This window comes from Mesorhizobium sp. B2-8-3 (assembly GCF_006440815.1).
In the GTDB taxonomy this organism is placed as follows: domain Bacteria; phylum Pseudomonadota; class Alphaproteobacteria; order Rhizobiales; family Rhizobiaceae; genus Mesorhizobium.
The window spans coordinates 371,245-397,810 of record NZ_VFTW01000001.1; the positions used below are offsets into that span (position 1 = coordinate 371,245).

Below are 26,566 nucleotides of genomic sequence, written 5' to 3' on the forward strand. Positions count from 1 at the left end.
AGACAGGCAGGCCGCTCGTCCGCGGTTCCGCCCGGAATTGGGTCAAAACAAGAAGATGAGGCGGTTCGCCGTTTCCGTGAAACAGTGAAATGCTCCACCTCCTTGTTTTGACGCAATTCCGGGCGGAAAACCGCTCAGACTTTTCCTGGAATTGATCTAACCGCCGTCTCAGCGCTTGGCGCTGTCGCTATCTGCGTCCGCACGCGTCAGGAACGTCTGGGTGACCTGCGGAAGGTGGTCCTTCAGCCACTCGGCCATGGCTTCCTCTTCGCGCAGGTTCTATTTGCACACGCGGGCAATCTCGGCTTCGCCCACGGCATTGGCCGCGGCGATGAGGATCGTATAGGACGCGATTTCCATATGCTCGAATGTGTAACTCGCCAGAGAGCCTTTCATCACTTCGTCACCGGCGAAGACGCCGCTGATCGACTGCGCGGTGGCGGTCAGCTTGCCGCCTGCGTCCTTCAGCATGGACGATCCTTCGTCGAGGCCATCCAGGCAGGTCTTCAGCCGTCTGGCCTGCTCTTTCGTTTCTTCCAGATGGCTACGGATTCGCTCGTTGAGTTCGGGGTAATTGTCTATCCGACTCAATTGGCCCGACAGCATCGTCTCGGCCTGTTCCTCCATTGCGTGAGCGTCCCTCAACCATTGAACAAGCCATTCGCGCGATTCAGCCATTGCGGTGTCTCCATCAGTTTGACGCCGCCCGAACCGAGGGTGGCCCGCATTGTTCCTTGAACGTGATGAAAAGCGTCTACGATTTCCGGGACGAGGACGGGTCGGAACCGGAGAGTTTCTCCCGCATCGATTTGTCGGTCTTGTCGGCCGCGGCTTTGACAACGCCGCCGGCCTTGTCGGCCAGCGTGCCCTCGCTCGAGGCCTGACGTCCGGCTTCGTCGCTCGCCGTCTGGTAGGCTTCGGCCGCGACTTGCTTTGCAGTGTCGAGGCCTTCTTTCAAAGTGTCTTCGGCACTGTCCCGAAGCCTCTCGCGATAGGCACCCAATCGCTCATCCTCGACCTCGGTGTGGGGCAGCATGGCGCCGATCGCAGCTCCGACGGCGAGGCCGATGGCGGCTGCTGCGAGAGGCTGGTCCTGAAGCAGACCATGCGCCGATCGGCTGGCGCTCGTCGCCATATCGGCCGCAGCCGCCGCCGAGCTCGCCAGTGTGTCGGCTGCGCTGCTTGCCAGGTTCGACACCGTGCCGGCTGCTTCGCTTGCCATTCCCGAAACAGTTTCGGCCGCTCCGCTGGCGGCTTCGGCAACAGAGCCTGCCGCATCCGACGCGCTCGAAGCCATTCCAGCGCCGAATGCGCCATGATCGAGGCCAGGACCGCGCCGCGTCACACCATTGGTACCAGCCGGGGTGGCGGAGGCGCCGCTGCCCAACATCAGCCAGGCCAGGCCCGCGCCGATCACGGTCAGCGGCAACGGATTGTCCCGTACCTGGGCCTTCAGGTTGTGAAGCATGTCGGAGCCCGCGCCGCCTCTGAAAAGCCCGGTGAACTCGTCGAAGAGCTGCCCGGGGGTCATCTTGTCGCGAATGGAGTCGGCGGTCGCCACCACCCTTGCGCGTGTGGCTTCCGCCTCGCGTTCGAGCTCGGCTGCGGATCTCTCGGTCATCTCGCTTGTTCCTTGATCACGTTCACGTCACGCTTGAGCTGTTCCTGTGTGCGGTCCGGCGCGAGCTCGGAAGGCGCCATGCTCGCCATGCCGGTCCGCAACAGGATGACGCCGAGCACGGCAACGACCACGCCGACGAGCAAAGCGGACCACCCGGCGCCCAGACCAAGGCGAGCCAGGGCGATGACGAGTGCCTGCAACAAAACCAGCAGCGCGGCGAGCAGACATATCGCGCCGCCCAGCACCTCCACGGCGCCTGCGCCGGCCTTGGTCGCGTTCTCCGATATCTCCGCTCTTAGGAGCCTCGCCTCCGTTTGCACGAGCGTGCTCACCTGCTGCGCCAGATCGGCGACCAATGTGCCGAGACTTGGATTGTCCTCAGTGCTCATTTCTTCAGCTCCGCTGCCTTCCCGGGTATGCCGCCATCGGAACCCCAATTTGCTGGAGCGTTATGCCGGCGCGCGCTCGTTCCCATGCCGGTTTGTCGGGGGTGATCGGGCGTTGCCGCGCCCTGCGTCGGGCGGCGCGTGCCGGGCGGCGAAGCCTTCATGAAGCGGCCAAGTGCCAATCCCGCCAGAACCGAACCGGCAAGAAGCGCCCCAGGATTCTGGCGGCCAAAAGACTGGACGTCTTCCAGCACCTGTCCGAACGGCTTCTCTTTCAACGAGGAGGACAGCCGCTCGAGCCCGCTTGCGGCCTCCTGCATGAACTTCGAGGCCGCAGTCTGGTCGCTGTTAGCCAAGTGATTGCTCGCGGCGCGCAGGGCGCCGCCGAAAGCCGAAAGGCTCGATCCGATATCGCGCTGCGTCTGCTCGGCCTTTTCGGAGACGGCCTGCTGGGCTTCGGCGGCATACGCTCCAGCCCTGCGGGCAACCTCGTCGCGGGCATCGTGGAGAGCTTCGCCGGCGCTCTGCGCTTCTTGCCGGATCCGGTCGGAAATGTCGTCCTTCGCTTTGGCAAAGTCGGCGGACTGGGGGTCCCGATCATCCTCGCGCTGCATGGTGCCTCCTAGTGAAAGCCGAGGAAGGAAAGCACTGCGAGCACAACGACGATCAGACCAATGAGATAGATGACACTGTTCATGATGCAGCCTCCTCGATGCAGTCCGAACTTCCCGCCGGCTGCGATGTTCCCCTGGACGAGCGGCTTTTTAGCAAATTCTCATTTGCTCTCGGGCTTTGCCCTCAAAGCGGCAAGCTCCTGGTCCGGGCAAAGCAGCCGGGGGCGTGTCGGATCGGAAATATCGATCTTGTCCCAGGGAATGCGATAAAGGCCCTCATGGCGCCTCAGCGCGAAGAAGTCGAGCAATGCAGCGCCGATAGTCGAAGCGGACAAGCGCTCGAACGCGGCGAAGATGCCGACATGAAATTCGGTGGCGACGAGGTCGTCGCCGTCCCGCTCGGCGACGATCTCTTCGATATAGCCGATGCTCTTGCCGCGCTCGGAGAATACGGGCCTGCCGGCAAGATGCTCGAGATTTACAGTCGCCATCCTCAGGCTCCCGGGATTCGGCCGACGACATGTTCGCGCAGCCAGTCCTGCCAGGCGAAGATCTTGGTGCGTCGCACGTCGATGTCGAATTCGATGTCGACACCGATGTCGCGCACCTTGTGCCACGCGATCCGGTGCGGCCGTGCCTGGCGCTTGCCGCCAAGCTTTGCCGCGAGCCGCGCGGTCCATCGGCCGGGCCGCGCGCCAAGCCGACGTGCCAGCGCGATCGAGCCAAGCTCGATCGCAATGAGCCTGGGCGGCTTACCCGGCCTCAGCTCGGCGACCAGGCCATCAACCTTGCCGATCTTGACCTGCTCGCGATCGACGACCTGTTTGTCCAGGATATCGCGCAGCAGCTGCATCACGTGCCTCCGAATATCTGCAGCGGAATCGTCACGAGCGCCAGCACGAAGCCGAGCGCGATGACGAAAATCACGGCCGCGTTCGAGATGACGCCGTTGCGATGCTTGCCTACATAGCGGTCGTCGTTCAGCAGGAAGAGGAACGGCACAACCGTCAGCGGGAGGCTGGCCGCTGTCAGCGCCATGGAGAAGATAGTGAGCTTCAACGGGTCTAGACCGAGCGCTATCGGGACCGCGGCGAGGAAGAGCGTCAATGTGTAGATGAGGCTGAATCCGGGATCGTCGCGCGGCTTCAGATCCTCGCCCCAGGTCCAGCCGAATCCCTGCGCGACGAGATAGGCCTGCTGCAAGGCCACTTCGAGCGCGGCGCCGAAGCAGGCGATGGCCAGCGACGCGACGAAAAGGACGAAGCCCCAGAAGCCGAACATCGGAATCAACATCAACGGAAGCTGGTTGTAGTCTTCCACTTCGGTAACGCCATGAGCACCAAGAACCAGCGCCGCCACGATCAGAACGCCCACCGAGATCGTGCCGCCGAAACTCATACCGAGCCCGGCTATCGCCCGATTGGCGCCGAGATAGCTCTTGTCCCACTGATCTTCGATCGCGCCAGAGGAATAGAACATGAAAAGGTAAGGCGATATCGAGGCGCCGAGAATGCTGACGGCCATGAACCAGTATTTTGCCGTGTCGTGCTGCGGCAGGCTGGGCACGGCCCCCACCGCCACCTCTTTCCATTCGGGGCGGAGCATCACGGCTGCGACGACGAAGCAGAGCGTTACCAGACCAAGCATCGACACCCCCTTCTCGATGAGCTCGAATGTGCCTTTCCACAACAGCAGCCAAGCCAGGAAAGCGACCGGCAAGGCCCACCATTGAAAGCTGATCCCCGTGGCAAGCTCGGCGGCGATAGCCACCCCGCCGATCTCGGCGGAAAGCACCAGGAAGTTGACCAGCAGGGTGGCAAGGAGCGGCCAGATGAACGCATTGAAGCCGAACCGTTCGCGGATGCCGTCGGCAATGGTGTGATGGCTGACCGCGGCGAAGCGACCGGCCATCTCGACCAGGAAGATGATGCAGATGGTACCGAGCACCACCGCCCAGATGAGCGGGAAACCGAACAGTGCGCCGGCCTGCGCCGCCGTCGCCATCGATCCGACCTCCAGGAAGCCGCCGACGCTGGTGACGACACCAAGCGAAATCTCCAGCAGCTTCTTCATCGTTTCGGCGAGAAATAGTTTCGATAGGCTGTTGCGAGATCGCCTTGCGCGGCCCGAAGCTCCTGTTGCGCCTGACCGAGCTGCGCATCCTGTCCGGCCTCGACCGCGTCCTTGGCCCGCCTTGCCGCATTCGACAGCCGACTAACAGCGGCCGCCAACGCATCTCGCTTTCCCCGGTCGGACGGAGACGCCGATTCCACTTGCCGGCCAGCGTCGGCGAGTGTCTCGGCAAAGGACTGCAATGCTGAGGACGCATAATGGGACGGCGCTGCGCCGGAGAGCCAGGCGTCGCTCCCCAGCACTGCCGCCTGTGCCGTCGAGGCCGCAAGCTTCGATTGCTGGTCAACGGTTTCAGACGAGGAACAAGAGGCAAGCGCCAGCGCCAGCAGGGGCAGGAAGGCGCGGCTCGGCCGGGCAACGGTGCGCAACATCTTCCCCTCGCTGCAATCGCTTCAAATCCCGAAGATAAAGCCGCAGCCACGCGAAAGTTCCTCCGTGTTCGGGATTTGCGGCATCGAGGCTGGCCGGTTCCATGTCCGACTGAGCTCGCAATGTTTCAGCTTTATCGGGACGATCGTGAACGCGACATAGCCAAGACATGGCTTGAGCGCGCCAGAGCCCGCGCAATCTCGCTCACTTAACAGAAAAGCGTCACCGGCAGGCAGGGCGGTGCTGCGTTCGGTCGATGGCCGGCAGCGTAGTTGCGGGAGGATCCAGCCTTCCGTCATGTGGAATATCTGGCGAACGAGTCCGGCCTGGAGGCGGCCGGCATTGCGTGACGATACTGCTTCGTGGGACCAGCAGCTCGACCGTGCTCGCGACCGCTCATTGCGACACGATGGCGATGCGCGACTATGGCGAGCTGGAAAATCTCGCCACCGTCCTGACGCTTTGACAGGGGGCGTTGCGCGGCTCCCTGGCCGAAGCCGACCTGATCCCGCTGGCGCTAACTGTCGGACTTCGCTTTGTCAGCCCTGGCCGATGGCTTTTGCCGGCCGAGTTCGCGATCCACAGCCTTGCGTGAACCTTCCGCGGGATCTTCTTGCGGCAAGCGCCCGTGCGTCTCGGGCTCAACGGCTTCCAGCGCATCGGCGCCAGCGAACTCTCCTCATCGGGATTCGCTCGGCGGCTCTGTCGAGCACGCGTTGGAGCGTTCATGGAGCACCTCCTCGCATCGACTTAACCGGGCCGTGACGCCGATGTTCCCACAAACTCGAAGCACGAGGAACGAACGGACGGATGGAAGGTTGCAGCTCCAAGACCCGGCGAGGCATTCCATGACTTCCGACACGACAGCGCTTCACGGCAGCAGGACGGCCCGAATCAGGCAACACTCCTTTTCCAGCCGCCCACCATCTCCATCAACGGCGTGATTGATAGCGAGACGGTCAGCTTGTTCGGTTGTCTGGAACGCGATGTTTCAACACGACGGTCTTGTCGGAACTTCAGGTCCCCGGGCGGATTAGGAAAGAGCGCTGCAGGCGCACGATCGCAACCGCAAAGGAGCGTAAAAATGCCGAAGAAAGCTTCGTCCGCGACCTCGAAGGGCTTGGAAAGCCTCTTCCTGGACGGACTCAAAGACATCTACTATGCGGAAAAGAAAATCTTGAAGATATTGCCAAAGCTGGCGAAAGCAGCACAGTCCGAAAAGATAAGCGCTGCCTTCGAAAAGCACCTCAAGGAAACTGAAGCCCAGGTCGATCGCCTGGAGCAAGTCTTCGACATACTCGGCAAGCCGGCCCGGGGCAAGACCTGCCCGGCCATTGATGGAATCATCGAGGAGGGCTCGGAAATCCTCGAGGAGTACAAGGACGAACCGGCGCTCGACGCGGGTCTGGTGGGCGCCGCACAAGCGGTCGAGCATTACGAAATCGCGCGCTACGGTACGCTGATTGCATGGGCCGAGGAGCTCAGACTCAAGGATGCTCTCCCGCTGCTCCGTCAGACCTTAAAAGAAGAGTCCGACACCGACGAGGCGCTCAACGCTCTCGGCGAGAACGATGCCAATCGACGTGCTCTGCAGGCGGCCTAGCGCCACGACGGAGTTGCAGCGGTCCTGCCGGCCACAGGACCGCTCACGCGAAAGACTGACTGGCTGCCCTCCCGCCCGCGGATGGTCACGAAACGCTTGCCCGTAGCTTGTGTCAAAGCAAGAGTCGTTGTCAGCTAAGGCTGGTTCGTCGAACATTGGGAACTGCGGTCGCTTTGAAGTGAGCCGCTGTTCGCGAGGAACGGGGTCGAGATCGGCGAGGCCGAGTCGCTGGTCGACCTACGTGATCGCCGACGAACACGATGAAGAAGACCTGAAAGAAACCGACCATGCTTCAGGTCGCCGCGGGTTTCGAGATCTCGCGATAACTGCCCGCAGAAATCCGCCCAAGAAGTAGTCTGCAAGTCTGCATGTCCCTTTCAACGGAGGCATGCAATTCCTGCCATAAAACGGCGCTGTCGAGGGCGCGCTCGCGAACGGCTGCGCTATCGCCGAGCTACACCACCTGCGGGGGACACGACCCGCGTTTTTGTGGGCCAAAATCACGAAGCTTCGCGTGTCGTTCCCTATGCTTCCGCGAGCAACCAGCGAGGTACCACCGAAAGCCTCCATCGCCTCGCCCTCTAGACCTGGTCCATAGGTTCAAATCACACCCAAAATCAAGCACTGACGTGGCGCTCGGCGCGTCCGACTGCTTAAATGACCCTCCCCGCGCGTTCAGCTCTCCTTCTCGAGCTCCTGAAGAGCATTTCGAATGGCTGCGACTAGCGTCGCTATCGAATAGGGTTTCTGCACCCAGCCCAGCGGTCTGGCCGCTTCGGCTCGAAGCCGCACGTCGCGATCGCTATGGGCCGTCGTAAAGACGCACCGTATGCCCAACTCGCGGTACAATTCCACGGCCGCGTCGATGCCGTCCCGCTTGCCGAGCAAGCGGATATCCATCAGGGCAAGCACCGGCTTGGTCGAGAGCGCCATACTTATCGCCTCATCGGCGCTGGTCGCGAGGCCCGCCAGCGAGAAGCCTTCGGCCAGCAGTCCCGCCTCTACATCCAGCGCGATCAGGTAGTCGTCTTCGACGATCAGAATCGGCTGGTTCAGAGCGGTTTCGGGGTGTCCTCCGCTCACATCATCTCGGGAGAAGACTACCTGCGGCTTGAAGGGCCGATTGATGTCCCCCGCACGGCTCAACTCAGGTATCGCTGCTTTTGGTCGCAAGGCCAATCTCCTGAGGCATCTGAGAAAAAATAATGGTGCATCTGGACGGGCTCCGGCTGACTTCGAACGTCGCGCCGATCTGTCGCACCAGGCCTTCGACAAGTCGCAGGCCGGACGACGACGAGCGTACCGAACTCAGTTCGAAGCCCGGGCCCTCATCCTCTACCACAAGGCTAATCGCCCGGCCGTTCTGTCTGATGGAAACGCGAATGGTTCCATGCTCATTTCCGGGCAAGCCATACTTCACGGCATTGATCAAAAGCTCGTTGATAATAAGCGCCAGCGGCATCGCAACGTCGTTCGGCAGTTGGATCGGATCTGCCTCGCAGACCAATTGAACAGCTGAGGGAAACATCTGTTTTGCTGTCTCGCAAACAGCTCCCAGGAAAGGTTCGGCACCGAAGTTGATGGCATCGGGCGTGTCATAGAGGACCCGCTGAGCGGCAGCCATGGCGGCCACCCGCTTGCTGGCCTCATGCAGAACGGCTTGAGCCTCCGAACTCTTGCTGGTCCTTGCCGCCATGGAAAGCAGGGACTTCAGCATCATCATGTTGTTCTTCACGCGATGATTGAGCTCGTCGAGCAAGATCCGTTGCTGGCTTTCTGCCTGCTTACGCTCGCTCACATCGACCAGCATGTTTATGGCGCCGGTGATGTTTCCCGCGGCATCGCGCATCGGTGTGGGATAGGGAATGAATGGAACCCGGGTACCATCCGGCCGCTCAGCCACCGCTTCATATCCCCGGATGGGCCGCCCTTCGCGCAGTGAGATGGCCATGGGACACTGATCGTGGGGGAGCGGCGTTCCATCCGGCCAGTAGAGCTTCCATGTCACGCACCATTCGTCGGTGCCAATGACGGGCGTTCGGCCGGCGAGTTGCACCGCCGCTTCATTGAAGTAGGTGATCTTACCGTCGCGATCCGTGGTGTAGATCGCGGCAGGAATGGCCGCGAGCAGGTCTTGAAGGTGGCGCTCGCTGTCTTTTATCTTGGCTTCCGCTACCTTTTTGTCGGTTACGTTCCGGGCGATTTTGGATGCTCCGACGATATGGCCTGACGCATCCCGCACCGGCGATATTGTGAGAGAGATATCTACCAGCGTTCCGTCTTTGCGGCGGCGAACCGTTTCGAAATGATCAACGAGTTCGCCGTTGCGGATGCGGCCTAATATCAGCGGCTCCTCGTGCTGCCGATCCTCGGGAATGATAGTGGTGATGGGCTTACCGACCATCTCCGCGGCCGTATAGCCGAACAACCGCTCGGCGCCGCGATTCCAGGTCGAGACGACGCCTCTGAGATCCTTGCTTACGATGGCGTCATGGGACGACTCCACGATTGCCGCCAATTGCCGGGTCGCATTCTGTGTCTTGACACGCTCAATGCCAAAGCCGAGCTGGCGTGCAATTGTCCGGGCGACTTCAACCTCTTCGGCCGAGCATTCGTGCGGCTCGTCGAAATAGGCCATGAACTTGCCCAACAGACGCCCACCTTCGGTTATCGGAATGAAGCAGACCGCGCCGATGCCTTCTGTTCGGATTGCCTGTCTCAAGCCGTCGGGGAGTTCGGCCTGTTCCACATCGCGCATGCAAATCGGCTGCGGATCGCGGTCTGCCGCGGACCAGGGCGAATGGCCTTCCACGGCGCCTCGATATGCCTTCGACAAGCCCCGCCAGGCGACAAACTTCATGATCCCGCCTTCCAAGAGCAGAACAGAAGCACGCTGACATCTTAGCCCGCGCTGGATCGCGTCGAGCGCCGCCTCGTAGACGTCTTCGCGGGTACGGGCGTGCTGTAGCATTTCCGTTAATTGATGCAGCGCAGCCTGCTCCTCGGCCCTTTGGGCGAGCGTCGCCTCAATCTCTTTCCGCTCGGTGATATCGTGCTGCACCCGTACCGCGTAGTGAAACCGCCCACTGCCGTCGTAGACGCTGGAAGACGTCACGACAGCCCAGAAAAGCGACCCGTCCTTGCGCACGAACCGCTTCTCGATCGTGTAGCTTTTGATCTCGCCAGCGACCTGTTGGCGATATTTCATGCGATCCGCCTCGACGTCGGGAGGAAAGGTCCGATCGAAAATAGATCGGCCAACAAGGTCCTCCTGCGTACAGGCCAAAAGACGGCACAAATGTCCGTTCACCCGCAGCAGCCGGCCTTCGGCGTCAGCTTCCACGATTCCCACACCAGCGCTGTGATAGGTCAGGGCAAGCCTCTGCTCCTGTTCGCGCAACAACTCTTCCGCTTCGACCTTCTCAGTCACGTCGATGGTGATGCAGCGCGTATTGAGGAACTGACCACCAACCGAACGCACATTCGATGTTATCTCGACCCAACGCATGGAGCCTTCTTTGGCGCGCAACCTCGCACGATAATGTCGAAGCTGCTCATGCCGAGAAAGGCGGTGCAAAATGTCTTCGATCGCGGCGGGATCGGCGTGGAATTCGCGGATGTTCCGGCCGATGTATTCCTCCGCGGCATAGCCGAGCAAGTCCAGTTCGGCTCTATTGGCGCGCAAAATCGTGCCATCATTCGCGACCAGGTGGAGAGCCACGGCTGCATTCTCGAAGAAATCTTCCATATCGCTGCCGGGGAGCAGGACCGCACGGGGCCCTTCGACGTCCCTTTCATCGGCGAAGGATTTCGCGCCAGAAATGCTGGAGGGCAAAGCTCGTTGTTCCATGAAAGATTGAATTCCCCTAAACGCAGCTTAACACTCGATTTCACAAGAGGTTCCAACGGGCTGCACAATTCACCCGGCCATTAACGGCAGGTGTTATGCTGGAAGGCGTTCGCGGGCGCCGGACCAGCAAATCCGGCGACTCGATGATGCCGCTATTTTTCGAGCCGTCGCAGCACGCTTGCACGGCACCGCGACCTGACGCTTATCCAGACCTATGCGGAAAGCAGCCAGTCAAAGATCCGGTTCCCGGCTTGGCTTTTGCCGAGAAGCCGCCCGCTCCAAGGACATGCGCAACGGATGCTGCGGAGCGTTAATATTCTTCTGGACGCTAGTACAAGCCGCTACATATTTAACGATCGGGCAGCTGTCGGAGACCTTCTAGGCACACGACTGCCGACCAAAGGGATGATCCGCTGATTTCGGGATGGAGAAAGGCCGTGGAAGATCGCGCCGGCTCGCTGCCCAACGTAGCTGACTTCGTCATTCACAAGGTTCTGGATACGTTCGAATACTCCGACCGCGGCGCGGTGATCACGATGGTCGATCCGCAGGGCGCACGCATCCGTCTCCACGTCAACATCGTCACCGGGGAGTTGCTTTGCGAACACATTGCCGAAGCGCTGGAGCAGCGATACGGGAAATAGAACGCCTACTTCAACAGCGTCATCGTCCTGTCGACGGCGCGATGCAATAGTCGGCCCAATTGTCGATCAGGAAGTCGGCGATGAACGACGGCCGGTCAATCACCTTTTTCACATCGCGAACCGCCGAGTTGGGGCAGACGAAAATGTAGCTGGTGGGCAGCGTGAATTCGCCCTGGCCCGCATGGTAGAAAATTTCCCGAACTCGGTGACGAACTCCGCCTTGCCCAAGGGCGATTTCAGGTGCTTACACTGATAATTGTGCCATTCGCCGTCGTAGCGTTGTTGGACAGGAATCCGACGGCGGCGCGACCCATGTCCGCTGATCGCGTGGGACGCTCAAATCCGATATAGCTGCTTTCGAGGCGTGCGAACCACTTTTTGATTAAATCTTCCAGTTCGCTGTCGGTCAGATTCAGGACAAGGCGGTCTTCGTTAAACGGCATTGTGCGCTATTCCACCTTCGCACAAGAAGTGGCGAATATTCTTTTCGTTCTCAAGCTGTATTCGCCCAAGGTGACGCGGCGGCGGGGATTATATAGGGGCGCTTCAAGCGCAGCGAGCGCTCTCAATGCGGCTGACGCCGGCAAACTCGTATTCCAGTTCCCAAGCTCGAAGCGGACGGGGTTGGCCGCCAGTTGCCAATCTCGGCAGGCCAGTTCGAAGGCCTGCCGTTTTGCGCCTCGCGTCCGCAACCGCCAGACGGCTTGCGGGCCCAAGCCATGGTGCTGCCGACACCGCTCCTCGTCTGGCCGATCAAGGCAGCGGAAACTCATATGGGCCATTCTCATTTCGATGATGCTAGCCGAGGGCGAGCCGCGTTGAATGCGGCAAGAACTTGAGCGCCTATCCGACGTAGCGCGGACGGCCGCTTCAACGCGCTCGGTGGGTTGCTGACCCGTCGGTCTTTCGACTGGGAACCGGTCAGTCCGGCATCGAACTGCTGACGTTGGCTTAGCCCCAGAAGCGTTAATCATGCATCGCCTATTTCGAAAGCGGCGCTACCGCAGCTGCTCGCTCGAACTCTGTAATGGAGCGCGCAGGCGGCCGACCGGAGGCTTCCAGCAGAGCATTTCAGAATCGCAGCAGGAGCGCGCGCCGTTCATCCGGCGTCCAAATCTCCAGCTCTTCGTTCACGTCCACCCAAGGGCTCACAGCCGGGAAGCGTTGCGTTTGGTATTGGCCAGGCAAGACAGTCCCGGTCAGATCACCAGCGCCAAGTTTGATTCCGATCGGACCCTTGCCGCCCATCGTCCTGATGGCGGCGACGTCTCTTACTCACGGGGATTTCTTTCCCACGTCTCTTGGCGAGCAATGCATGGGAAAATGGGCTCTGTTCGTTCGATTGTCTTCCCTTTGCATGGTTATTGATTTTCCTCTCGCAGGAACATGATGCGGTCGCCGCTGGCGAAAGCTCTCGCGCCGCGTTCCACTTCCACTTGAAATATCTTCGTCGAGATCGCCTGCAGCGCGCATGCGCTCGCGTGCTGCCTGGTTGAGCGCGCGCACCTCGTCGTTTGTGTGGGTGAGAATGATCCGGCTTGCCTCAGGCTGCGTCTGCCTGTCGCGATCCCAGCGTTCGACCAGACCGCTGCGCGCGTCGTCCCGAGTCGCCGCCTGATGGACCATGCCTTGCGCCTCATAGGCGTCGATCGCTGCGCCAATCCTGCCGGTTGCCAAATCGCAGGTGGCACCACGCTGCCAGTCCTCGCGCTGCTTGCGCACCTGGCCGATTTCGACGCCGCAGTGACGTTCGTGGATCGAACGGAACGCAGCACCCGCCTCGATCGCCTGCAGTTGCTGTGGATCGCCGACCAACCATACGGGGCATAGCGCTACTCATCCAAAGTGGCCGAGACTCTCGGCTCGAGTTCTCCAACGCCTCTCGCGGCGCGGGCGCGGCCGGAGACCTCCCAACAAAGCGGCGCGGACGATTCCACGCCCGGCATTCACCCAACTTGGTGGCTGATTGAACGTTCCATTAGCAATTGCTTGACTAAACCGCTGCCCGCTCCAGACTCCCTTTATGGCGAAGGGCAGCATCAAAGTCGGCGACGAGGTCGCCATCACCGCTAAGGTGCGGGGTCGCGTGACGGAGATCGCGTCAGCGTGACGATCCTCTCATACGACTTTCCCCACTCGACTATCGACCGAACGACAAAGATCACGCATGGCCAGGAGATCGAACTGACCGGCGACGTCACCCATGTCGACGAAGCGAAGGTCACGGTCAACCTGGGCATTCCCGTTACGGTCAGCGCCGATACGGTAAGGCTGGTCATGCGCAACGTCCCGCCGAAGCGGAAGACGCCTCTGATGGACAAGGCGACATGACGAAGCTTTCGGAGCTCGGCCCATTCGAAGCTCACCTCAACGGAAGGATTTGCGAGCACGAAAGTGAGTATTTCTACCGCTGCCCCCGGTGCGGTCAGATGGTGGATGAGCGGGACGCGCGGCAGGTGGTCTGGCACTCTTTCTCGGAGCATCGGCGGCTGATCATCGATGGTGAGGCGCCTCACTTGCCATAAGCGACGAATTGTAGCTGGCAGCCGAAGCGTGCAGGCCAAAAAAACTGGCAACCGACGGCGGCCGTTTGAGGCGCCCCCATTCGAGCGCCTGCCGGCTGAACCTAGCCATCCTGCTCCTGCGGGAGGCCGTCGGTTAGATCGTAGAAATCGGACTTCGAGCCGACGAAAATATGCTTGGCAAGGCGCAGGCCGGTCGGTCGGTCAAGGGTTCCAGCAGCGACGAAGGTTTGGATGCCCGGAGCCGCCTTCCAGAATAGATTACCACCGCAGCGCGAGCAGAAGCCCCGCTCGACGTCATCTGACGACCGGTACCAACTGAGAGTCGACGACGCTTGCAGTCGGAGATCCTCCGAGCGACAGGCCGCCATAGCCGCGAAGTTGCCGCTTGTGCGGGCGCATTGGGTGCAGTGACAGGCTATAGGGAGTGCAAGCTCGCCCGCTATTTCGTAACGCACAGACCCGCATAGACAACGACCCGATGACATGGAGACCTTACCCGCAGAGGAAGATATTGTTCCATGAAGTTGCAAGCTATTAGAGTCATGGGCTGAAGTAGCGGCCGGAGTTCAAGGCGTCTTCTGAATCCGCTCGCGGCTACGGCGAAAGGCTTCAGATAATGTAAATCGCATACGCCGCTCGACCAGCTTGGGTTGCTAGTCAGCCAAATCGCTCCGCTCCAAAATGAGCACAAAGTAGCTGATCAGGCGGCGGGATCGCTGTCGCTCAGATTGGAAGAACCTTCGGCATTAGAGGATTGGTTGAGTTGGGCCATCTGCTTTGCCTGGGGCGCGCGCCGTCATGTTCTGTTCCTCGAAGGCAACCCGGCCAGGTATCTCTGATTGTGCGGCGAAGCTTCCGATTGGCCGCCCGGTGACTAGCAGGATAGAAAACGACTTGGCCGACCAGACCCAAACAACGAGCTAATCAACTTAACCGCAGACATCGTCTCCGCATATGTCGGCAACAATCCCCTCCCCGTATCGGGGCTGCCCGACCTCATTGCTTTTCTCGATACCTCGCTGTCCGGCATTCGCCAGCCAAGGCACCAGAGCAACCTGCGTTGGCGCCCACGGTCAATCCGAAGCGATCGGTGCTCCCCGACTACATCATCTGCCTCGAGGACGGGAAGAAGTTCAAATCGCTGAAGCGGCATCTTGCGTTGCACGGCCTGACGCCCGACGAGTACCGCGAGAAATGGGGCCCTGGCTTGTTACTATCCGATGGTAGCGCCAAATTATGCCGCGCAGCGGTCGGCACTGGCGAAGGCGAGCGGACTCGGTCGCAAGCCTGGGGCCAAGCCAGGGGGGATCGCCGGAAAAAAGCGCTCGGGCCGGTGATTGTACGCGTCGTCGTTGCGTGGCGACTGCACCGCATCCGGCCCGGTCTGCATCGACGAATTGAACACTGTTAGAAGCTGGAATCGCCGTTCCGCTACGCCCGCGTCAGCCACCCGCTGAAACGTTGCTGCTCCGCGCGGGTGTGTATCATTTTAATACAATCCTCAATTTGTAGACTCCTGCGATGCATTGGCGGCTATTGGTTCTGGCCGTCATTTAGGAGGGAAAAGCCGCGCGGGAGGAATACCAATGACCATCCAAAAGGAAGACTATCGAACCAACAGAGCCGACTATGCCATCGCATCGATGCAAGGCCAATCGGCCGCTTTTGATGCTCGCCATGAGAGACGGGAAAGCAAGAAATCCCTGTGGCTGAGAGATCGGCGGCTCGCCAGATTGGCCGAAAATCCGTGTGAAACCGTGCCAGGATCAAGAGTCAGACGGCGCGGGAATTAGCGCGCTGGTTGTCGTTAGCCGGTGCCGTGTCTCGCCCCCGAGACCCATCGGCCAGGCCCGGCGTTTGCTGGCAGCTGCCAGCCTGCCGGGCCGCTCCTGCTGTCCTTTGCTCATCGCGCCAGATCACCCGCTTCTCGCACCGGATTTCGACAAGCCGCCGAAAGCGGATCGTGTGGGCCGGCTCGCCGGTCGCGTGAAATAGCTGCGCGCTCATCCATTCGCGGCCGCCGCACTTCTGACAGCGGGCTTTGCCCCTCACCTCGTCGATCGTGACGTTGCCGATGACCTCTCGCAACTCGATCGGCTTGTAGTAGCGCGTGATGTTGCAGCGGGCGCAGCGGATCCCCGCCCTGCGTCGTGGGCATGCGACAAGGTCCAGGGAGCACCTCTCGGCCACTTCTTGGGTTGCTCAGGCATAGGAGTGAAATGAGGAACGCAATCCTGTGTGGTCAAGGGATCCCTTGACATTTTGTTCTCTTTTCGTTCACTGTCTCTCAATTGCGACGAAAGGAGCCCGAGATGCTGCATAAACCGCTGCACAAGCCGCCTCACATGCCAACTGGTGTCTCTATCGCAATGATGGACGACGGCATAACCAAGGTCGGGGTCTTAACGCTGCAGACGATCGGCGAGGATGTCGAAATTGCAATCAACCTTGAAGCCGTCGCCGTCATGACCAAGGCGCTTAACGCCTTGGCTCAGGAGCTACGCAAATAGAGGGCATTGGGCCGCCGCGTCGACGCAATTGCTTGCGGTTTTCGCAACTCACGTTTTTCGGCCGCAGTCAGCTTATCCACTGTCAATATGCGTTACATATATTAGCAACTGCTTGACAGACGCCGGCCGCCCCAGAATCCCAGAATGGCGAAGGGCTCTTTCAACATCGGCGACGAAGTCGCCATCACAGCGACGCTGCGCGGGCGTATGTGACCGAAGACCGGATTAGCGTGTCGACCCCAGCTACGACTTTCCCCATTCGGTAATGGACAGGACGTCGAAGGTGAAGCACGGCCAGCCAATCGAGCTGATAGGCGATGTCACCCGCGTCGATGAGGGCAAAGTGACAGTCAATCTCGGCGTGCCGGTCACGTGAACGCCGATAAGGTCAGACTGATGACCACCTACGTTCCGCCGAAGAGAAAGACGCCACTGGTCGACAAGCCGACATGATCCAGAGTCTCAGTTTGAAATTTGCCCTCCCGCACATCCCGTTTGATGACATAGGCGGAAGCGCCTTTATGCTTAGCGCAATGCAAGGGAGGGGCGGCCCGCCGTGATCGTTGCTCAGATGACAAACGACTTCGTCACGGTGCAGGTTTCCGGGAGCCATTTGCGATAGGTGCATTGCCGAAGCCCTGCGTCTCAGCTCTCATGCGCATGCCGCCCAGACCACCGAGGCGTTGGGGACCACTTCGGATTTCATCCGACAGCGCGGGCGGTGCGCCAGATGCTGTAGCGAAAGGACAGTGACAGTCGCGCATCAGGATAAATAAGCGGGCCGTCCAATCCGGGTGATCTGCAAACAGAAAGCCCGTCGCAGCTAATAAGCGTAAGCGACCGGCTTTTCTGCGATGGGTGGTCAGCGGCTACACCCCGTAGAGATCGACCACTTGCCGACTCAGATGCGCGGATTTGGTTGCAGACAAATCAAACGAAAAAGCCGCCGCTCGCTTGAGTTGACTAACACCCTTCGGTGGTTGTTTTCATCTGGCCCGGGGCTGCTGATTTCGCGCTGGTATCTTGCTGGCCCGGAGCCGCCTGTTTTGCGCTGCCGGTCTGTTGGCCAGGTGCACAATCCTTTGCCGAATTGGAATTGGTGCCGCTAGTGGTGGTGGAGTCGGTGCCTTGAGCGCTGGGCATTGTCGTCGTGTTTGAAGAAGATCCACTCGTGGTAGTGCTGTTGGTCTGGGCCAAGCCTAGCCCCGTGGACATGGCCATTATCGCTGATGCTAAAAGTATCTGCCTCATTGTTCTCATCTCCTTGGAAGCTGCAACGTCCCTTCTGTTGCATAACATCGAGACAAGCGGGCGGTTCCAGATCCGCAAGTGCCTGGGGACTGTCAATGCCGATTTTTCAGGAATTGCGCTTCGCGGAGCAAAGCGGTCCAGTCCGTCCCAATCAGATGTATTAGCTCAGCGGCCCGCTGCTCGGTGATCCCGGTCTCTTTTGCCAGCCTCTCGGCCAGCTGCCGCTTTGCAACGCGCGCTCGTATCCGTTCGGTTCCATGTTGCACTCCTTCCGGATAAAAAGCAGGAGCTTTCGATTTTGTTTCGCAATCCCTCGGCTTCAGAAGGGAGAAGCCAGCCGGCGGCCCTCTAACGAACATTAGGGCGCATTAATCCTCACGGCGCCGTGCCGCGCCCCAGAATCGCTGGCATGGCAAAGAGCATCAAGGTAGGCGACGAAGTCGCCATCACGGCAACCGTGCGCAAGCGCGTCAGTCGACGAGGATACTGTGACGGTCGGCGGCAAGGATCTCGGGATTACGGTCAAGCGCAGTGCCGTGCGGCTCTTCACCAGCCATGTGGCACCGAAGCGTAAGGCTTGAAATTAAACCCGCCAGGCACAGGCGCACGCCCCCACACCCGTCCTATTTTGAGGCGGCTCAGTTCATGACACCCGATCTCGGGGCAGCTCGAGCGCGGCAGCGGCAAGCAGTCTGAGTTCCTCTCTTGTCAGGGCTATCTCGTAGTGCTGCTTGGATTTCTTTGTGTAGATGTCATCAGCAGTCACAGAGATTATAACAACGTCTTCCTCTTCCACCTGCACACTATCGATCGGTAGTGGCCCCGAAAATATGCACTTCAACGCGCCAGCCCTTCGGCTCGGCCGAGTATGTATCCGCATCTCGTCACCCCTTTCCGCTCTCGAAAGGGTCCAATGCAGGAAAGATGCCAGATCGTGGCTATTTCAACCTTGGGCCTCAACACCGTCCATGCCTTTGAGGGCTGAACATTAGCAACTGCTTGTATTTGTCCTGCCGCAGGCAGACAATGCCATTCGGGACTTTGAGGGAGGTTCCGATGCGCTGGCCCCTTATCGTGATCGCGTTCATCACTGGCTTCATCCTCTGGGACCGCTTCGAAAACGACGGCACCTATACCGCCGACGTCGAGCGAAGTTTCCGTGAGGCATCCTTGGATATGCCGCGCGGGTGGAGGCCACCTACCATCACCATCAATCGCGATTTGCTAAAGCGATAGCCGAGGGGCCATCGTCTCGCTCCGGCCCCTTTCATCACAGGAATGAAGCCGCAGCCACCCGCTTTAGATTGCTGCTGGCAACGTCGATCAGCGAATGTATATCGCCGGCCGGGCTCAATATTGGATTTCCTATTGCGCGCAGGCCACGTTCTCGGCTCGCTTTGCAAGACTGTTGAAGATCCAGAATTCGCGCATGCGAAGCAACCTGGTGCATGAATTGAGGCAGCTTCTGCCCAACGCCGAGGCTGAAAGGGCGGCGGAGGTGCTCAGCATGCTGATGGATGGCTTCTGGCTGCGAATGGCGGTGACCAAAACCGACCCCTCGCGAAAGTCCGCACTCGACATGCTTACAAACCTTGTGGACAAGCTGGTAGGTCCGCATGGCAGCCGGAAGCCGGCCTCGTAGCCATGCAAGCACCGCAGCGCGCCAACCTTCGCCGGTGCGCCCGTGCCCGGACCGGTTGTGAAGATTGTCCCGATATGAGCCGCAAGGTCGTCACGCCTTTGCCAGCAGTCGATAACTGCCCGACCGTTGCTAAATTCCCGAGCCGGGTTGTCAACCCAGCCGTCCGCCACGCTCCACAAGCATTGCGATCGCCAGTGCGACCACCCCTTTTGTCGACGACAAACCTTGATCAGCGTGTCTTGCAGCCATGGGCGGCAACGGGGCCGGCATCAGTATGACCTCCCCAAAGATCCACAACCGTTTTGCCGCCGGCCACCACCGATCCGCCGCCGCCATGCTCGAGGCCTTGTTGCAAGCCTCCAGCGAATGCGTCGCGACCCTGGCAAAGCCTGGATCGCAGTCACCCTCAACGGTCGTGGCGCATGTCTTAATGACGTCGACCCACGAGGCTTTTGCCTAGCGGCTAATCCAGCGCAGCGCCGGCGGTTGAGACTGTCGCTCGCATAATGCGGTCCGAGATCATGGCGACAAGAGCGATCGACAGGCCTGCCACCAGACCCTGGCCGGGATCCGCTTTGCTCAACGCGATATAAACCTGCTGTCCCAGATCCTTGGTGCCGACGAGCGCCGCCACCGGCAGCATCGACAGCGCCCCCATGATCGTCTGGTTCACGCCGAGGACGACCACCGGCTTGGCGACCGGCAACTCAACATGGATCAAGCGCTGCCAAGCAGTGCAGCCAATCTGGCGCGATGTTTCGACAAGATCCGCTGGGACACTTCTCAGCCCGTACTCCACGTAGCGAATTGGCGGCACGATTGCGTACAATGCTATTGCAATCAGGCCGGTAAGCTCGCCGACCTGGAAAAACATCAGAGCGGGGATCAAAAATATGAACTGCGGCATGGTCTGGAGCGCGTCGCAGATGGGCTTCAAGACAGTCGAGAACCTGTCACTCTTGGCTGCGGCAACGCCGAGGAGCCCTCCCGTGAACATGCATATCAGCACGGCCAGGAGGCACAGATATAATGACTGGCCGAGCGGGCGGTAGAGACCGCTGCCGACAATGAAGCAAGTACCGAAAGCCGCGAGCGCGGCCAGGCGCGTACCACTGACCGACAACGCCAGGAATGTCACGACAACAATGAAGGCCGGCCAGGGAAACCCGTTGAAGCCGAGTAACAAAAAGGTCGCGGCTATCAACGTGCCGACCGCCATCTGCCATTGACCCCTGAACCATAGCCAGGCTGCCAGCGCTAGCGTCAGACCGCAATAGACGGCATTGATCTCAGGCGTCCAAGCAAAGCCCCAGGTGAAGGGCGTGACAGCGCCGACCAGACCGATGCGCAGTGGCAGCATGAAATGATAGAGGACAAAGACCTTCAATGCGTCGAGCGGCGCGGAAAAGTCGTGGACAAGCCCGATCACGAAGCGATTCAGGCCTGACGGGTCCATCACACCACGAGCCCGGTCGGCGAAGGCCATGGCCGATGGCGAGGCATGCAACAAGACAGCGATAAAAACAGGTAGCGCCAGGATCGCTAGAGTTCGCAGGATTTTGCGCCACGTCGTCGGCGCTTTGTTACGTTGCGGCTGGGCCATGCCGAAGGTAATACGGTCCACCACCATCGCCAAAACCGCAACGACGAGGCCTGACAGCAAGCTTTGACCGAATTCGGCCTTGCGCATGGCGTTCAGCACCTCCCAACCGACATCGTTGAAACCGCCAATGATGGCCGCCATGATGACCATGCTGAAGGCCGCCATCGTGGTCTGATTGACACCTGTCAGGATCTCTCGCTTTGCCGTCGGCAAAATGACATTCCAGAAGCGTTGCCAGCGCGTGCAGCCAGCCATGGTGCCGGCCTCGAGAAGAGAAAGGGGTACGCGCTCTAGCCCGAGCATCGTGCAATGGACCATGGGGGCCACCGCGTACACAAGGCAGGCGATCAAACCGACGATTGGCCCGAAACCGAACAGCAGCAGGAGCGGGATCAGGAATGCGAAGGCTGGCACCGTCTGCAGCAGATCCAGCACCACCATGGTGACGCTGCGGACAAAACGGGACGAGTGGGCCGCAATGCCGAGCAGGAAACCAAATCCGACGGCGAGCGGTACTGCCAGTACGACCAATGACAGGGTATTCATACCCTGTTCCCAATAGCCGGCCAGCACGACATAGCCCAGCGCTGCCGGCGTGAACAATGCCAACGGCCAGCCCCGGGCCAACCAGCCGAGCACTGCGAAGAAGAGGAGCATTGCCGGCCAAGGCATCCACTGTAGCGCTGCGCTGCAGGCATTCAAAGCCGCGCCTAAAATGGTGGCCAGCACCGCGCAGATCGGGGTTAGCAGGGGTATGATGAAGCCGAAGATCCCGGTGATGAGGGGAGCGACCGGCAACAACCAGGCACTGGGATAGTCTACGAGCCACGGCATCGCGGATCGCATTGCGACACAGATCGCAATGAAGGCCAGAACCGCGAGCCAGAACAATTGCCTGGATTTTATTGGCAGGCTTTCGTTCGGGGCAAACACTGCCTGTTGAGCGCTCACGCCGCTCCCCGCTTGATTGTGTCATTGGCCAATACTTTTGCGATGACCTCGGAATTCAAGAGACCTACCCGGCCCTCACCTTCCCGCGTGATCACAAACGTTCGGGCGCCGGCGATGCTTTGCGGAAGCAGGGCCTCGATCGGCACGGCGGCGTCGATCTCGTACGCGCCCTCATCGCCATTCCAGCCCTGTGGGATTGCTTCCATGACCGAGCCGGCGGTCACCACCTTGGTCAGCGAAACCTCCTCTGTAAAGCTTGCTACATAGGCATCCACCGGGTGAAGCATGATGTCGGCCGGCGTGCCGATCTGGATGATGCGGCCTTCGCGCATGATCGCGATGCGGTCGGCCAGACGAAACGCCTCCTGAATGTCATGGGTGATGAACACGATCGTCTTTTGGAGCAGGCGTTGCAGTCGCAGAAACTCGTCTTGCATCTGGCGCCGGATCATGGGATCGAGCGCGGAGAAGGGTTCGTCGAGGAACCACAGCTCCGGATTGACGGCAAGCGAGCGTGCGATCCCCACGCGCTGCTGCTGTCCGCCGGAAAGCTCGTGTGGCATGCTGCGCTCGCGGCCCTGCAAGCCGACAAGCGAGATCATTTCACGGCCGGTCTCCAGGCGTTGGGAAAGTGGCATTCCCTGCATTCTGAGCGGGAATATCACATTGTCGAGCGCATTGAGATGCGGAAGCAAGCCAAAGGATTGGAATACCATTCCCATGACTTTGCGGCGCACGTCAACCAATCGACGCTCGGTGGCCAAGAGGAGGTTTTCCTGACCGAGCCATACCTCGCCGTGCGTTGGCTCAACGAGGCGCGACAGGCACCGCACGAGCGTCGACTTGCCCGAGCCTGAAAGACCCATGACAACGAAGATCTCCCCTTGCCGGACGTCAAAGCTGACATCTGCCAGGGCCAGGAAATTGCCGGCAGATTCTAGCCTTCGCCTGAGCGACGCAGGAGACTCGGTCGAGGATAGGGCCAGGGCCTTCGCCGGCCGAGGTCCGTAGATCTTCCAGAGACTTCTGGACCTGAGCTTGGCGGGTGCCCTCGGCGCGGCGCTTGATCCATCCACAGGATTGGTCATGTCCAACTTTTCTTCAGCTGGTTCCAGAAGGGCGGCGAGCCGGACTTGGCGCCACCGCTCGCGATTGATCCGGGCTCAATTCAGTTCTGAGCCGCCTTCAGCCAGGACTGCCAGTCGCTCTGGTGTTCCTCGATCCAGCCATCGACGGCCTGATCGAGGTTCTTGCCTTGCTTGTCCACGGCATAAATCATCTTTTGCTGGTCATCGGCATGGATCTGCAGCGATTTCATCAGCTCATAGCCGGCTGGCCATTTTCCGCGAAACCCAGCCCACGCAACCTTGATCACCGGCGGCGCAACGATGCACTCGGCCAGGTTGTTCGGGTCGCAGGGCGGCATTTTGAGCCATTCCACCGGCACTTCGGCCAACACCCAATGCGGCGCCCAGAAACGCATGAGTAAGGGTTTGTGGGCCGCAACCGCTGCCTGTAGCTCGGCAACCAGCGCCCCCTCGGAACCGGCGGGCACCGGCGTAAACGGAATTTCGGCGTTCTTCAGCTCAGGCCCGCTGACCGATCCCCAATCGGCCGGGTAGTCGAGAAGCCGCCCGTTCGGAAATGTTTCCGGCGTTGCAAGCGCCTGCACGCAGGCGGGCTCTTTTAGCTCCACTCGGGCAATTTCGGACAGACGGTCTTGGTGTCGGCTGTGAACAGCCACCCATCCTTGGTTTCAAGACCGAGCTCGCCGATTTCTTCGAGCTTTCCCTCCGCCTTGGCCTTCGGGTAGACATCACCCAAGTTGCTCGGCCAAACCTCTGGTGACACAGAGAGGCTGCCACTTGCGATACCGGTGAACTGAGGCAACGTGCCGGCAGTGATATATTCCACCTTGTATCCAAGCTTTTCCAGCAACTTGCCGGCGATGTGCGCGGACAGGTTCTGGCCGGTCCATTCGTTGATAGCGATCTTAATCGATGTACTCGTCTCGCCCAAGGGCTTCGCCATCGCCGTCGGAGCGATCGCGAGACCTGCGGCAAGTGGCACTGTCCAAAGTGCAATTTTACGACCTATCATGATTTCTTTCTCCCATTGTCTTTCGTTCTTGTCATCAAACTCGGGGTCCCGGAGGGCTTAAGCCCCAAGTTGGCGCGGCGGAGCGCTGATAGGTGCAAATATCCCGGCAAGCATCCCACCATCGACAGGCAGCTCAGCCCCCGTCACGAGCCGAGCAGCGTCAGACGCGAGGAACAAGACCGCCTCCGCGATGTCCAATGGCACCGGCAGCTTGCGCATCGGCACCACTCCACTCAACCCGGCCACTGCCGCTTCGCGGCCGCCGACCACATGTGCGAAGCTTGCAAGCATTTCTGAATCGACATAGGTGGGATGAACCGAGTTGCAGCGCACAGCCAATGAGTTGGCAGCGCAATAGAGCGCAACGCCCTTGGTCAACATCCTCACCGCGCCCTTGCTGGCGGCGTAGGCAACCGCGTCATCAGAAGCAATGTTGCCGTAGATCGAGGCGATGTTGACGATCGATCCGGAGTTGCTCTTTTCCTTCATCGCCGCCACGGCGGCACGGCAGCCCAGGAAAGTCCCGGTGGCGTTGATATCCATCGTGCGTTGCCATTCAGCGAGCGAGTAGCTGATGAAATCGCCGTCACTCCAAATCCCGGCGGAATTGACCAACACATCGAGCCTGCCGGCCCGCTCCAGAACCGCGTCGACCGCGCTTGACCAGGAATTCTCCTTGGTCACGTCGAGCTCGACGTAAGACGCAGACGCCCCGATCTCGGCAGCTGCGGCCTCGCCGCGCCGGCGATCGATATCGCCAAGGAACACGGTGGATCCCTCACGTGCAAAAAGCCGGGCCGTCTCCCTGCCGATCCCCGACGCCGCCCCAGTGATCAGGGTTACTTTGTCAGCGAGCCGCGCGGCCATGGAATTGCTCCTTCACGTTCAGGTCTGTCAGAGCCTATGCAGCCATCCGTTGTCCAACAATGGTGCCAACGGTCACCATCCGCGACGCCATGCGCTATCCCCTCAACCCGGCCGGTGGCCGGGATCGGTGCGCGACAGATGCTCCTCCCAGCTTATGTGAGGGATGCGGTGAGCCAGATAGTCGCTCAGCTGCTCCAGCGCTTCGAGTGCAGAAATTTTTGCCGGCCGCAGTCCGAGCCTGAGCCACAGCCCGTCGATGATTGTGGTTATTCCAAGCGCCACGGCCTCGCATTGATCGGCTGGGACCAGCCCAGACAAGGCGCTCATCAAATTCGAATGCATACGAGCGTGGACGACACGCTGAATGCGCGCCAGCTGCGGCTCGCGCGGCACTTCGGAACAGAGTGCAAGCCAGGCATGGCAAATTCCCGGCGTAAAAAACGCTGTACTGAAATTGCCGGCGATGATCGCCCACAGGCGCTCGTCCGGGCTACGCGCCAAACGCATCAGCCGAATGACCTCGTCACGCAGCAACGAGTTCGAATGGCGCATCGTGTGCTCGAAAAGCTCCTGCTTGGTTTTGAAGTAGTGATGGACGATGCCTTTCGAGGCGCCCGCCTTCTGGGCGACTTTCTCGATTGTAGCCCCCGCCATGCCCTCGCTTTGCAGAACCTCAAAGGCTGCATGGCGCAGCTCGCGGCGTCGGATGTCACTGATTTTTGTCAGGCTCATGAGTTCACATTGACATATTTGTCCAAAAGGATCAACAATTGGCCATATGACCAATTTTTGGGCCAAAAGGCCAAGGAGGAGAAATGAACGTCCATTCTCCGGTTAGAAACTACGTTCCGAACCCCGGCCAGATCCGGTCTGAAGTTCGAAACGGCATGGCGGGACTGGGATTTTCCACTGCGATAGGACGCGCGAGCGCCGCGATTGGCGATGATGTCTTCTATGACAGATTGCTCGAGGTGATTGCCTCCTTGGTCGAGGCCGACGCGTTTTCTTTGGTGCGGTATTCAAGTTCCGGAGCGCCGGACCTCATCATTCCACGCGAAATCCGCAGCGAGGTTGCCGCGCCCTACGCATCTGGTCTGTATACGCTCGACCCGTTTCACGATTATTGGCGAAGCGTTGCCTCGCCGGCGGTCTGTTCGTTGCGCCGTCTGGCGCCCGCCGAAATGTGGAAAAGCCGGTATGCCCTTGAGTTCCTGCGCGCGGCCAGCATCAGTGACGAGATTGCCGTGTTCTTGCCGCCGATCGGCGGCGCCAGTCCGACGCTCGTGGTCGATCGCGCCGTCGGCGAATTCGGCGCCGCGGAGCTTGCAACGATCGAGAATGCATTTCCCTCGCTGGCCGGTCTGCACGATGCCCACTTGAAAGCCATCATCAGTCATGGCTTGGCGGCAGATGCCACCGAAAAGCCCCTGCGCCTCCTTGACCGGCGCGGCGACGAACTCGCCGCAAACAGCGCGTGGCGCAGGCTGGTCGCCGATCCAAGGGGCGGGCTGGTGGAGGCATTGGTTGAGCTCGCCAGCACCGGCAACACCAAGGCATTGCTTCCTGATGGCCGGCTCGTCGTCCGATCGGCCCTGGGCGCCGATTTCGGTGCAGCACCTGGTGGCCAATGCGACCAAGTCGAGGTATCTGCCATGCACGCACCGCGTGCCGATCCAAATGACTGGCTATCCGTTCTTACCAACCGCGAACGCCAAATCGTCGAGTTGACGCTCGAAGGCCATCCGATCGCCAGCATCGCGGATCGCCTGGGCGTCAAGCGTGGAACCGTCAAAAACCACCGGCTTCGCCTTTATCAGAAGCTCGATATCACCACCGAACGCGAGCTCTTTCTCACCTACGTCCAGCACCTGCGGGTGACAGGCGCCTAACGGCGTTC

Annotated in this window: 24 protein-coding genes and 3 pseudogenes; 8 read left to right on the forward strand and 19 right to left on the reverse strand. The window is 60.2% G+C overall.

The window, feature by feature from the left end; all coding sequences use genetic code 11:
• Positions 1–168: 168 nt before the first annotated feature.
• The 8 genes and pseudogenes from FJ418_RS02000 to FJ418_RS02035 all read right to left on the reverse strand — a co-directional run bounded on the left by FJ418_RS02000 (position 169) and on the right by FJ418_RS02035 (position 5,122).
• Positions 169–678, reverse strand: a pseudogene (locus FJ418_RS02000) (DUF892 family protein).
• 76 nt (positions 679–754) lie between these two features.
• Positions 755–1,561 carry a hypothetical protein gene (locus tag FJ418_RS02005; RefSeq protein WP_246672470.1) on the reverse strand — a complete coding sequence of 269 codons (807 nt, stop codon included), beginning with the start codon at positions 1,559–1,561 and terminating at the stop codon, positions 755–757.
• A gap of 56 nt (positions 1,562–1,617) precedes the next feature.
• Entirely contained in the window at positions 1,618–2,010 is a 393-nt protein-coding gene (locus FJ418_RS02010) for a phage holin family protein (protein WP_140646422.1), read from the reverse strand.
• A complete protein-coding gene (locus FJ418_RS02015) occupies positions 2,007–2,621 on the reverse strand; it encodes a hypothetical protein (RefSeq protein ID WP_140646423.1) in 615 nt (204 codons plus the stop codon). Before FJ418_RS02015 ends, FJ418_RS02010 begins: the two co-directional genes overlap by 4 nt.
• 161 nt (positions 2,622–2,782) lie before the next feature.
• Complete coding sequence (locus FJ418_RS02020; RefSeq protein ID WP_140646425.1) at positions 2,783–3,112, reverse strand: PRC-barrel domain-containing protein; 330 nt, start codon at positions 3,110–3,112, stop codon at positions 2,783–2,785.
• A 2-nt stretch (positions 3,113–3,114) separates the two neighbouring features.
• Positions 3,115–3,474 (reverse strand): hypothetical protein, encoded by a 360-nt coding sequence (locus FJ418_RS02025; RefSeq protein ID WP_140646427.1) that lies wholly within the window; start codon positions 3,472–3,474, stop codon positions 3,115–3,117.
• On the reverse strand, positions 3,474–4,694 hold the full coding sequence (locus tag FJ418_RS02030; protein ID WP_140863297.1) for a divalent metal cation transporter: 1,221 nt from the start codon (positions 4,692–4,694) through the stop codon (positions 3,474–3,476). The genes FJ418_RS02025 and FJ418_RS02030 overlap by 1 nt, the downstream gene beginning before the upstream one ends.
• The gene (locus FJ418_RS02035) at positions 4,691–5,122 is read right to left on the reverse strand and encodes a hypothetical protein (RefSeq protein ID WP_140863299.1); all 432 of its coding nucleotides are present in this window, start codon (positions 5,120–5,122) and stop codon (positions 4,691–4,693) included. Before FJ418_RS02035 ends, FJ418_RS02030 begins: the two co-directional genes overlap by 4 nt.
• Positions 5,123–6,207: 1,085 nt before the next feature.
• Here FJ418_RS02035 and FJ418_RS02040 point away from each other — a divergent pair.
• A complete protein-coding gene (locus tag FJ418_RS02040; protein ID WP_140654268.1) occupies positions 6,208–6,726 on the forward strand; it encodes a ferritin-like domain-containing protein in 519 nt (172 codons plus the stop codon).
• A 675-nt stretch (positions 6,727–7,401) separates the two neighbouring features.
• Here the strand turns inward: FJ418_RS02040 and FJ418_RS02045 are convergent.
• Together FJ418_RS02045 and FJ418_RS02050 are read right to left on the reverse strand one after the other, a co-directional pair.
• Positions 7,402–7,899, reverse strand: coding sequence for a response regulator (locus FJ418_RS02045; RefSeq protein WP_226892151.1), 498 nt, complete (start codon positions 7,897–7,899; stop codon positions 7,402–7,404).
• Positions 7,874–10,576: a PAS domain S-box protein gene (locus FJ418_RS02050; RefSeq protein ID WP_140863301.1), complete on the reverse strand. Its 2,703-nt coding sequence runs from the start codon at positions 10,574–10,576 to the stop codon at positions 7,874–7,876. Before FJ418_RS02050 ends, FJ418_RS02045 begins: the two co-directional genes overlap by 26 nt.
• Before the next feature lie 437 nt (positions 10,577–11,013).
• On the opposite strand from FJ418_RS02050, the gene FJ418_RS02055 reads away from it, so the two are divergent.
• On the forward strand, positions 11,014–11,220 hold the full coding sequence (locus FJ418_RS02055; protein WP_140646433.1) for a hypothetical protein: 207 nt from the start codon (positions 11,014–11,016) through the stop codon (positions 11,218–11,220).
• Between the two features lie 236 nt (positions 11,221–11,456).
• Here the strand turns inward: FJ418_RS02055 and FJ418_RS02060 are convergent, their stop codons facing one another.
• Positions 11,457–11,663: a hypothetical protein gene (locus FJ418_RS02060; RefSeq protein WP_140784907.1), complete on the reverse strand. Its 207-nt coding sequence runs from the start codon at positions 11,661–11,663 to the stop codon at positions 11,457–11,459.
• 933 nt (positions 11,664–12,596) lie between these two features.
• A pseudogene (locus FJ418_RS02065) lies at positions 12,597–13,035 on the reverse strand (AAA family ATPase); the annotation flags it as partial.
• Between the two features lie 291 nt (positions 13,036–13,326).
• On the opposite strand from FJ418_RS02065, the gene FJ418_RS02070 reads away from it, so the two are divergent.
• Positions 13,327–13,551, forward strand: a complete 225-nt coding sequence (locus FJ418_RS02070) for a hypothetical protein (RefSeq protein WP_348639949.1) — start codon at positions 13,327–13,329, stop codon at positions 13,549–13,551.
• Positions 13,552–13,846: 295 nt separating this feature from the next.
• Here FJ418_RS02070 and FJ418_RS02075 read toward each other — a convergent pair whose 3' ends face one another.
• Positions 13,847–14,230, reverse strand: a complete 384-nt coding sequence (locus tag FJ418_RS02075) for a GFA family protein (protein WP_140784906.1) — start codon at positions 14,228–14,230, stop codon at positions 13,847–13,849.
• Between the two features lie 438 nt (positions 14,231–14,668).
• On the opposite strand from FJ418_RS02075, the pseudogene FJ418_RS02080 reads away from it, so the two are divergent.
• From FJ418_RS02080 to FJ418_RS02110, 4 genes and pseudogenes are all read left to right on the forward strand, one after another.
• A pseudogene (locus FJ418_RS02080) lies at positions 14,669–15,082 on the forward strand (MucR family transcriptional regulator).
• Positions 15,083–16,057: 975 nt separating this feature from the next.
• Positions 16,058–16,255 (forward strand): hypothetical protein, encoded by a 198-nt coding sequence (locus tag FJ418_RS02090; RefSeq protein ID WP_140784904.1) that lies wholly within the window; start codon positions 16,058–16,060, stop codon positions 16,253–16,255.
• Positions 16,256–18,562: 2,307 nt separating this feature from the next.
• Entirely contained in the window at positions 18,563–18,742 is a 180-nt protein-coding gene (locus FJ418_RS02105) for a hypothetical protein (RefSeq protein ID WP_140652539.1), read from the forward strand.
• A 94-nt stretch (positions 18,743–18,836) separates the two neighbouring features.
• Positions 18,837–19,148, forward strand: coding sequence for a TetR family transcriptional regulator C-terminal domain-containing protein (locus FJ418_RS02110; RefSeq protein WP_140863303.1), 312 nt, complete (start codon positions 18,837–18,839; stop codon positions 19,146–19,148).
• A 463-nt stretch (positions 19,149–19,611) separates the two neighbouring features.
• On the opposite strand, the gene FJ418_RS02120 is transcribed toward FJ418_RS02110, so the two are convergent.
• The 6 genes from FJ418_RS02120 to betI form a co-directional block, all read right to left on the reverse strand.
• Entirely contained in the window at positions 19,612–21,702 is a 2,091-nt protein-coding gene (locus FJ418_RS02120) for an ABC transporter permease subunit (protein ID WP_140708155.1), read from the reverse strand.
• Entirely contained in the window at positions 21,699–22,790 is a 1,092-nt protein-coding gene (locus FJ418_RS02125; RefSeq protein WP_140863305.1) for an ATP-binding cassette domain-containing protein, read from the reverse strand. Before FJ418_RS02125 ends, FJ418_RS02120 begins: the two co-directional genes overlap by 4 nt.
• 80 nt (positions 22,791–22,870) lie before the next feature.
• Complete coding sequence (locus FJ418_RS32515; protein ID WP_181166812.1) at positions 22,871–23,374, reverse strand: glycine betaine ABC transporter substrate-binding protein; 504 nt, start codon at positions 23,372–23,374, stop codon at positions 22,871–22,873.
• 14 nt (positions 23,375–23,388) lie between these two features.
• Complete coding sequence (locus tag FJ418_RS32520) at positions 23,389–23,802, reverse strand: glycine betaine ABC transporter substrate-binding protein (RefSeq protein WP_140863308.1); 414 nt, start codon at positions 23,800–23,802, stop codon at positions 23,389–23,391.
• 57 nt (positions 23,803–23,859) lie between these two features.
• The gene (locus tag FJ418_RS02140; protein WP_140784901.1) at positions 23,860–24,669 is read right to left on the reverse strand and encodes an SDR family oxidoreductase; all 810 of its coding nucleotides are present in this window, start codon (positions 24,667–24,669) and stop codon (positions 23,860–23,862) included.
• A 102-nt stretch (positions 24,670–24,771) separates the two neighbouring features.
• Positions 24,772–25,401 (reverse strand): transcriptional regulator BetI, encoded by a 630-nt coding sequence (gene betI, locus FJ418_RS02145; protein WP_140708161.1) that lies wholly within the window; start codon positions 25,399–25,401, stop codon positions 24,772–24,774.
• An 83-nt stretch (positions 25,402–25,484) separates the two neighbouring features.
• Here betI and FJ418_RS02150 point away from each other — a divergent pair, with 83 nt between their 5' ends.
• Complete coding sequence (locus tag FJ418_RS02150; protein ID WP_246682880.1) at positions 25,485–26,558, forward strand: helix-turn-helix transcriptional regulator; 1,074 nt, start codon at positions 25,485–25,487, stop codon at positions 26,556–26,558.
• The last annotated feature ends 8 nt before the right edge of the window (positions 26,559–26,566 follow it).